This is a genomic window from Corynebacterium sp. 212_CJEI, assembly GCF_001055915.1.
Taxonomy (GTDB): Bacteria; Actinomycetota; Actinomycetes; order Mycobacteriales; family Mycobacteriaceae; genus Corynebacterium; species Corynebacterium jeikeium_D.
Window position 1 is genome coordinate 1 of sequence record NZ_JVPT01000071.1, and the last position, 8,062, is coordinate 8,062.

General features: G+C 55.5%; 6 protein-coding genes. 3 read left to right on the top strand and 3 right to left on the bottom strand.

Annotated features, from left to right (window positions below; genetic code table 11):
• Window positions 1-43: 43 nt before the first annotated feature.
• Both ADB02_RS09090 and ADB02_RS09095 read right to left on the bottom strand, forming a co-directional pair.
• On the bottom strand, window positions 44-1,228 hold the full coding sequence (locus ADB02_RS09090; protein ID WP_011018353.1) for an IS256-like element IS3503 family transposase: 1,185 nt from the start codon (window positions 1,226-1,228) through the stop codon (window positions 44-46).
• Window positions 1,229-1,381: 153 nt separating this feature from the next.
• Window positions 1,382-2,962: a helicase-associated domain-containing protein gene (locus ADB02_RS09095; RefSeq protein WP_016421371.1), complete on the bottom strand. Its 1,581-nt coding sequence runs from the start codon at window positions 2,960-2,962 to the stop codon at window positions 1,382-1,384.
• Between the two features lie 114 nt (window positions 2,963-3,076).
• On the opposite strand from ADB02_RS09095, the gene ADB02_RS09100 reads away from it, so the two are divergent.
• The 3 genes from ADB02_RS09100 to pbp2m all read left to right on the top strand — a co-directional run bounded on the left by ADB02_RS09100 (window position 3,077) and on the right by pbp2m (window position 6,659).
• Window positions 3,077-3,937, top strand: coding sequence for a LysR family transcriptional regulator (locus tag ADB02_RS09100; protein WP_012360809.1), 861 nt, complete (start codon window positions 3,077-3,079; stop codon window positions 3,935-3,937).
• On the top strand, window positions 3,934-4,764 hold the full coding sequence (locus tag ADB02_RS09105; protein ID WP_012360808.1) for a serine hydrolase: 831 nt from the start codon (window positions 3,934-3,936) through the stop codon (window positions 4,762-4,764). Before ADB02_RS09100 ends, ADB02_RS09105 begins: the two co-directional genes overlap by 4 nt.
• A gap of 113 nt (window positions 4,765-4,877) precedes the next feature.
• Window positions 4,878-6,659: a penicillin-binding protein PBP2M gene (gene pbp2m / locus ADB02_RS09110; RefSeq protein WP_016421369.1), complete on the top strand. Its 1,782-nt coding sequence runs from the start codon at window positions 4,878-4,880 to the stop codon at window positions 6,657-6,659.
• A 66-nt stretch (window positions 6,660-6,725) separates the two neighbouring features.
• Here pbp2m and ADB02_RS09115 read toward each other — a convergent pair whose 3' ends face one another.
• A complete protein-coding gene (locus ADB02_RS09115) occupies window positions 6,726-7,910 on the bottom strand; it encodes an IS256-like element IS3503 family transposase (RefSeq protein ID WP_011018353.1) in 1,185 nt (394 codons plus the stop codon).
• Window positions 7,911-8,062: the final 152 nt, after the last annotated feature.

Consider the following 8,062-nt stretch of genomic DNA (forward strand, 5'->3'; position numbering starts at 1 on the left):
GGGTTAAGTAAAGAAAAGTGTGTCTTTTCCGGGCGTGTTGCGGTTATTTGATCCAGCCTTTTTGGATGCCGAGGTTGTGTTGGTAGCTGGTGTCGATGGCGGTGTCGTATTCTGCTGGTGCACCGATGTCATTGGTAGTGGCTGTGGTGTTGTGGGTGATCAGGTCTGTTGCTGTGGAAAGTGCGTCTTGACCCCATCGTTGGTCCCTGGCGATCTTGACCGGATCGTCAGGGACTTCTGTATGTAGATACAGCCACCAATCCATCACTGTGCGTTGATGCGGTAGTGATAGTCCGCGGTGTCTGCGGGCTAGTTCTTTTATGGGGGCGTTGATGCCACCTTCGAGGCTGTTTGTTGTTGCTGCAAGGTTGTCGGGGTCGATGGTTGTTGGTGGGGGTTGCAGGTAGGTAAACAGCAGGTCTCTGCGGTGCAGAGATAGCAATGATTGATAGGCCGCTCGGACGCGTTGGTGGGTGTAGACCTTGGTGTAGGCGCCGGTAGCAGGGTCTTTGATGGTGGTTTTCTCGTTCATCCATTCCCGGTAGGTGTGGTCGAATTCGTGCAGGTGGGCGACCCATGTGGATGCTTGGTCAAGGTCGGTGATGCGAGTGAGTTTCAGGGCTAGGCGGTAGAGGGTTTTGCCGGCATCGGTGCGGGGGTTGCTGGTGGTGTGGCGGCGGACTGTTCGTTGGGCGTGGACGAGGCAGCGTTGGATGCGTGTTGTTGGCCAGCAGTGGTGGATGGCTGATTGGGCACCTTGTCCGCCGTCTGTGACTGCGATTAGTGGTGCGGCAATGGGGCGTAGGAGTTCGGTGTAGGCGGCGGTGGTTTCGTGTCTGGCCCAGGTCCAGTTGATGACGTGGGTTTTACTGGCTGCGATCAGGAGGCATCCGGACTTTAGATAGGTCGCGTCGAGGAAGATTTGGTCATGGATGCGGAATGAGTCGATGGTGGGTGTGGGGATGATCCACCAGCACCATCGGAATCGGTGGTGCATGGTTTGCCTGGTTACGCCATGGTGTGCGGCGAAGGTGGTTAGAGATTGGGTGCCGGTGGCCCATTGGATGAACAAAGCCATGGTGGCGGTGTTTTTGTTGTGGGTTTGGGTGTTGCGGGTAAAGGAGTGTCCGCAGTGGGTGCAGCGCCAACGGGTGGTTGATTTGCTGGTGGTGCCGTTTTTCTTTGTGTTGTTGCCGCATAGTGGGCAGCTGGGGCGGTTGGTGGTCATCCTTTAATCCAACCGGTGTGCGGTTAGCACAAATGTGGCCGGAGGTGCGGGATGGTGTGGGTAATAGCTTTCGGGGAGCTATTCTTTGGTGATTTGTGGTGTGTGGTCTGGGGTTATGGTGGCATGCGGACACACTTTTCTTTACTTAACCCTCTAGCACGGCACGTCCACCGCAGCGATGCGGTGGGGTTGGATCGTGAGGCTCTCCCCGGTGGATTCGAGCACCGCGGAGATGGTGGAGGGGGTCATCATCACGATGGAGATCCAGTCATGGCTGGTGGCACCCGCATAGTCCACGTAGTGCAGGCGCACCTGTGTGCCCGCGGTATAGGCGCGGCGCAGCTCGGACATGATCTCCCGCGGCGAGCGGAAGGTCCGGGTGTCCGAGGCCTTCGTGCCGTCCGCCGGGTCCACGGCGATGGCCTGGTCGTGGGCGCGGCGAAAACCCTCCACGGCGCCGTCGATCTCCGAGGCGATCTCGGTGGAGTCCCCAGTGATGTCCATGATGTTGCGCTGGGGAGTATCCACGCGAGACGGGACACGAGCCGAGTGGGGTTCGGTGGCGGAGCCCTGCTGGAATGCCCTGGTGGCGTCGTCAATCAAATACCGCAGGGACTGGGGAACGGACGAGAGACCGCCGGGGGACATGCGATCCAGGAAGGCCTCGATGTCCTTCCATGGGGCGTCATAGCGCTTCGGCCCGATCAGGCTGAATACGTCGCCTTCGCGGCCGTCCTCGCGCACCAGGGTGGCGGTGAGCCCCAGACGGCGGCGAGACTGCAGGTCGGAGGTCATGCGGAACACCGGGGCAGGCAGCAGGTGAACCTCGTCGTAAATGATTAAGCCCCAGTCGCGGGAGTCGAACAGCTCCAGCGCCCGGTATTCGCCCTTCGACTTGCGCGTGACCACTTGGTAGGTGGCGATGGTCACGGGGCGGATCTCCTTCTTCTCTCCGGAGTATTCGCCGATTTCATCCTCCGTCAGGGAGGTGCGGCGCACTAGCTCGTCCTTCCACTGCCTGCCCGCGACGGTGTTCGTCACCAGGATCAGGGTGGTGGCCTTTGCCTTGGCCATCGAGGCCGCGCCGACCATCGTCTTGCCCGCACCACATGGCAGCACTACCACGCCCGAGCCGCCTTCCCAGAAGCTATCGGCCGCCATCTCCTGGTAGTCGCGCAGCTGCCATTCTTCGTGTTCCTGCGACAGCTCGATGGGGTGTGCCTCGCCGTCGACGTATCCCGCCAGGTCCTCTGCGGGCCAGCCGACCTTCAGCAGTTCCTGCTTGAGCCTGCCGCGCTCGGAAGGGTGCACAACGATCGAGTCCTCGTCGATCTCTGCGCCCAACATGGGCTTGATCTTTTTGTGACGCCGGATCTCCGTCAGCACAGCCCTGTCCGTCGTCTCTAGCACGAGCCCGTGCGCTGGGTGCTTGATGAGCTTCAGCCGCCCGTAGCGATCCATCGTGTCGGCAATGTCGATGAGCAGCGGCTGCGGGGCGGGGAACCGCGAGTAGGTTTCCAGCACGTCCATGATCTGCTCCGCGTCGTGCCCTGCCGCGCGGGCGTTCCACAGCGCCAGCGGGGTGATGCGGTAGGTGTGCACGTGCTCCGGCGCGCGCTCCAGCTCCGCGAACGGTGCCAGCGCGGTGCGCGCCTCCTGCGCCTGTTCGTGGTCGATTTCCAGCAGCACGGTCTTATCCGACTGCACAATGAGCGGTCCGTTTCCAATGCCCACGCTGTGTGTCACTTCCTTTTTGTTTATCGACGCCACCGCGACGGTGTTGCTCAAGCCAAAGACATCATTTTACGCTGCAGTGGTGCGAACTCGTGCTCCACTATGCTGAGACCCATGATTGCTCAGACGGGAAATCTGCGCCAATGGCAGTATTTCGTGGCTTTAGCGGAGACCGGTAGTTTTACAGCGGCGGCAGCGCGACTGGGAGTGAGTCAGCCGCCTGTCTCCAATGCCATTAAGCGCTTAGAAGCTGGTGTAGGTACACCGCTATTTATCCGAGGGGCGGGGGAAGTGAAACTAACCGAGGCAGGGTTGACCTTGCTTCCATATGCCCGGGTGATTAATCGCGATCTTCAGACTATGCATTCGATGATTGACGGTATCCGAAGTGGTGCGCAAAGCGGGTTTCGTTTGGCCATCAGTAGTGCGCTTCCAAGCGAGATAGGATCGCGTATTGCAGCAAAGGCACAGCAGCATGATGGAGTAGTTTTGTCGTCACTGCCTTCTGTTGAGATTCTTGCCCGTGTTGAAGAAGGCGCTATTCATGCGGGGCTTGTTCAAGCTCCGGTTCCCTTGGGTACTCACCGCAGTGCGAGGCAGTTTTCTCTGTCACGTGATCTAGTGGTGCCGCCGGGGTATTCAAGGTTGGATAAGACCTTGTCTCAATTGAATCTGCTGGTGGAGAACCTGAATGACAATTCAAGTGCAGCCAGTGGTTTGGCGAGAGAGCTATTTCGGTCGGGTGTGTCTTGCGAAATTAATGATTCAGAGGATGCTCTAGGTAGGGGCTTATTGATTGGAAGAGGGGAGGGGATGTCTTTGGTATTTCGCGGTTTTCACCAGTTTGACAATGCTATTGAGCTTCCTTCCCGTTTCGATTTTTCCGTGGATGTAGTGGTTCGCCGAGGTGGGATGGACAATGGCGCCGAGGCCATGGCGGTCGCCGAAAGAATTTGTCGAAGGATTAACCAATGACTGCACGGATGGAGATGGCCCTGGAAAACGTGTTGACGCGGTCGGGGTGTGAGGGATGGTGGTGTGCATCGCGACTGCACGATGGGGTGACTATCGGACGCAAACAAGACGAGAAAATTACGGTGGCATCCTTATATAAAATCCGGCTCCTCCACCTCACTTTGGAAGCGATTCAACGAGGTGATCTGGATCCTCGTCTTCGTGTTGACGTTGCACCGTCCAAAGGAACTTACGAAGGGTATGGGTTCGCTGCCTTTGATGACGCAGTGAACGTGAGTCTCCGAGACTTAATGAAACAAGTCGCATCGGTGTCAGATAACGTGGCCGCCCACGAGATTTTGCGTCTACTGCCTGCGTGGGCTCGAGAAGCATTTCTTAAACGGTTTCCACCTCATTATGACTTGCAAGATCGGAATAGCTTAGTGACGGCGGAGAAACAATTGCGTCAATATGTTCAATCCCAAGGGGGGAGTAGTACAGATATAGCGTTTTCTGCAGTCTCTTCGTTGGCGGAAATAACTAATGACTTGGAACAGGTTTGGAAAGACGATAGTGCAGCGGTACGTCGATCTATGTGTGAACTCTTGGGGTTGCAGGTGTGGCGTCACCGTGTTCCTTCAGGCTTTCCTCCAAGCGGCGTTGATATCTATGGAAAAACGGGCACTGTAGGACTTCTCCATGGTGAAGCTTCGATTATCCAGGTTGAGGGCGAGGAGCCCATTGTGGTGTCCATCATGCTGAAACAGGTGGTGCCAGAACAAGCAATGAGTACTCACGATGGTGCTATTGGCGAAGTGGCTAGACTGCTCGTGGACGCTCTTCGTTAGAATTTCTGCCACTTGAATACACACTTCTACCATCGCCTATATGTGAATGAAATGAGACAATTGCATTATGTGATATTGGTGGCATCCAATGCGTCTCACTTAACGTCACTCCCATGATGACTAAGCACAATCGTTTCCGTCAGTCGGTGATTGCACTCTGTTCGCTCTCCGCAGTGATGTTGAGCAGCTGTTCAGCTCTACCGTGGGAATCAGACTCAGACGTATTTCTCAAAGCTTTCAACGCGGGAGATGACAGCAAGGCTGCACGGTATCTGGATCATCCAGACCCGGAGCGCGCCCTTCATGAATTTCGGCAGTCACTTCATGGTGTGAAGGTCAACATCGAAAAATCTGATATTTCCAATGGAAAGCAGAATACTCATGTGACTTGGTCCAAAGATGGTGTGGAGTTGGAGAGCAATGGTCGGCTCGTCCTTAGTGGACAGGATGGTAAGCCTCAATGGTTGCCTTCGATCTTCGAAGCTCAGTTGAGCGATGATTCCGCACTCTTTTTTGCTGAAGATAAACAGTACGATCTTCCAATTAAAGATCGCTTGGGCAATGAATATATGACCTGGACGAAAGTTATTCAGGTACGAGGTCGCAAAGATATAGCCTCTAGAGCGCAGGAATTGGCCCAGATTTTTGCACCAGTGTCTCCCACAACGACTAAGGAGTGGATCGAGCAGACCTTGGGAGAGTCTCAGGATGAAGACACCGTGCTCCTCACTTTGAGGCAGGAAGAATTCCGGAAGATACAAGAGCAACTTAGGACCTTTGAGGGAATTTCCACTGTGGAGCAGGGGCGTCTCTTAAGCGTGTCCAAAACTCTTAACTCTCCGCTGGATGCTGAATTGAACAAATATTGGGAGTCAGTGCTCGATGCTAATTCAGGATGGTCGATACGCGCTGAGAGTTCACAAGGTATGACGACGGTAGCCTCTGAGCCGCCTCGCCGAGTTCAGCCAATCGCAACCACTCTGGATAACACACTGCAAAGCGCAGCAAAACAAGCAGTGGACAGTGAGCAACGTGCCGCAGTTCTAGTCGTGCTCAATCCTAGAACAGGAGGTGTCCTTGCCGTTGCACAAAATGACAAGGCAAATAACCAAGGGCCAATCGCACTCACCGGGCTATTCCCACCGGGATCGACGTTCAAAACTGTGACCACAGCGGCGGCACTAGAGGCAGGGGCAGTCAGCATGGATGAGGAACTACCTTGTCCTAGCAATATCACCGTCGCTGGACGCAAGATTCCCAACGATCATGACTTCGATCTAGGTAGCGTTCGACTGGAAGAAGCTTTCGCCCAATCATGTAACACAACCCAAGCGGTCATTTCGGATCGTTTGGGAGAAGATGATCTGCAACGGACTGCTTTAGAACTCGGAATTGGCTCCGACTTCGACGTACCAGGGATGACCACACTTACTGGTTCGGTGCCGCGGACACCGGCTGGACCTCCTCGTGTGGAGGCTTCTATTGGACAGGGCGAGGTTCTAGCTAGTCCATTTGGGATTGCGCTCATGCAATCGACTGTCGCTAACGGCGGCTTGCTTGTTCCTCCACAGCTCATTCAAGGCGAACAGACAGTAGTGAATAAACAGGCAGACCAGCATGTCAGCGATACAACTATTCAAAGCCTCCGGACGATGATGAAATCAACAATTGACCACGGTTCAGCTAGGTCGTTGAGTGATCTTAGTGCACTTGGCGGAAAGACTGGTACAGCAGAAATTGATGGCAAGCTTTCCAATGGCTGGTTCGCTGGAACGACAGGGGAATTGGCGATTGCGTCCCTTGTAATCGAAGGAGATTCTTCTCAGCCAGCTGTGGAAATGGCCGGGCGTTTCCTTCGCTCGCCGGATGTTCAGAAATTCTCTGGAATTCAATAAACTTGCGTCATAACCTCTAGCACGGGTTAAGTAAAGAAAAGTGTGTCTTTTCCGGGCGTGTTGCGGTTATTTGATCCAGCCTTTTTGGATGCCGAGGTTGTGTTGGTAGCTGGTGTCGATGGCGGTGTCGTATTCTGCTGGTGCACCGATGTCATTGGTAGTGGCTGTGGTGTTGTGGGTGATCAGGTCTGTTGCTGTGGAAAGTGCGTCTTGACCCCATCGTTGGTCCCTGGCGATCTTGACCGGATCGTCAGGGACTTCTGTATGTAGATACAGCCACCAATCCATCACTGTGCGTTGATGCGGTAGTGATAGTCCGCGGTGTCTGCGGGCTAGTTCTTTTATGGGGGCGTTGATGCCACCTTCGAGGCTGTTTGTTGTTGCTGCAAGGTTGTCGGGGTCGATGGTTGTTGGTGGGGGTTGCAGGTAGGTAAACAGCAGGTCTCTGCGGTGCAGAGATAGCAATGATTGATAGGCCGCTCGGACGCGTTGGTGGGTGTAGACCTTGGTGTAGGCGCCGGTAGCAGGGTCTTTGATGGTGGTTTTCTCGTTCATCCATTCCCGGTAGGTGTGGTCGAATTCGTGCAGGTGGGCGACCCATGTGGATGCTTGGTCAAGGTCGGTGATGCGAGTGAGTTTCAGGGCTAGGCGGTAGAGGGTTTTGCCGGCATCGGTGCGGGGGTTGCTGGTGGTGTGGCGGCGGACTGTTCGTTGGGCGTGGACGAGGCAGCGTTGGATGCGTGTTGTTGGCCAGCAGTGGTGGATGGCTGATTGGGCACCTTGTCCGCCGTCTGTGACTGCGATTAGTGGTGCGGCAATGGGGCGTAGGAGTTCGGTGTAGGCGGCGGTGGTTTCGTGTCTGGCCCAGGTCCAGTTGATGACGTGGGTTTTACTGGCTGCGATCAGGAGGCATCCGGACTTTAGATAGGTCGCGTCGAGGAAGATTTGGTCATGGATGCGGAATGAGTCGATGGTGGGTGTGGGGATGATCCACCAGCACCATCGGAATCGGTGGTGCATGGTTTGCCTGGTTACGCCATGGTGTGCGGCGAAGGTGGTTAGAGATTGGGTGCCGGTGGCCCATTGGATGAACAAAGCCATGGTGGCGGTGTTTTTGTTGTGGGTTTGGGTGTTGCGGGTAAAGGAGTGTCCGCAGTGGGTGCAGCGCCAACGGGTGGTTGATTTGCTGGTGGTGCCGTTTTTCTTTGTGTTGTTGCCGCATAGTGGGCAGCTGGGGCGGTTGGTGGTCATCCTTTAATCCAACCGGTGTGCGGTTAGCACAAATGTGGCCGGAGGTGCGGGATGGTGTGGGTAATAGCTTTCGGGGAGCTATTCTTTGGTGATTTGTGGTGTGTGGTCTGGGGTTATGGTGGCATGCGGACACACTTTTCTTTACTTAACCC

Excerpts from the sequence above, each read along its gene's own strand:
- ADB02_RS09105 (WP_012360808.1), top strand. The coding sequence starts at position 3,934 with ATGACTGCACGGATGGAGATGGCCCTGGAAAACGTGTTGACGCGGTCG.
- pbp2m (WP_016421369.1), top strand. The coding sequence starts at position 4,878 with ATGATGACTAAGCACAATCGTTTCCGTCAGTCGGTGATTGCACTCTGT.
- ADB02_RS09100 (WP_012360809.1), top strand. The coding sequence starts at position 3,077 with ATGATTGCTCAGACGGGAAATCTGCGCCAATGGCAGTATTTCGTGGCT.
- ADB02_RS09115 (WP_011018353.1), bottom strand. The coding sequence starts at position 7,910 with ATGACCACCAACCGCCCCAGCTGCCCACTATGCGGCAACAACACAAAG.
- ADB02_RS09090 (WP_011018353.1), bottom strand. The coding sequence starts at position 1,228 with ATGACCACCAACCGCCCCAGCTGCCCACTATGCGGCAACAACACAAAG.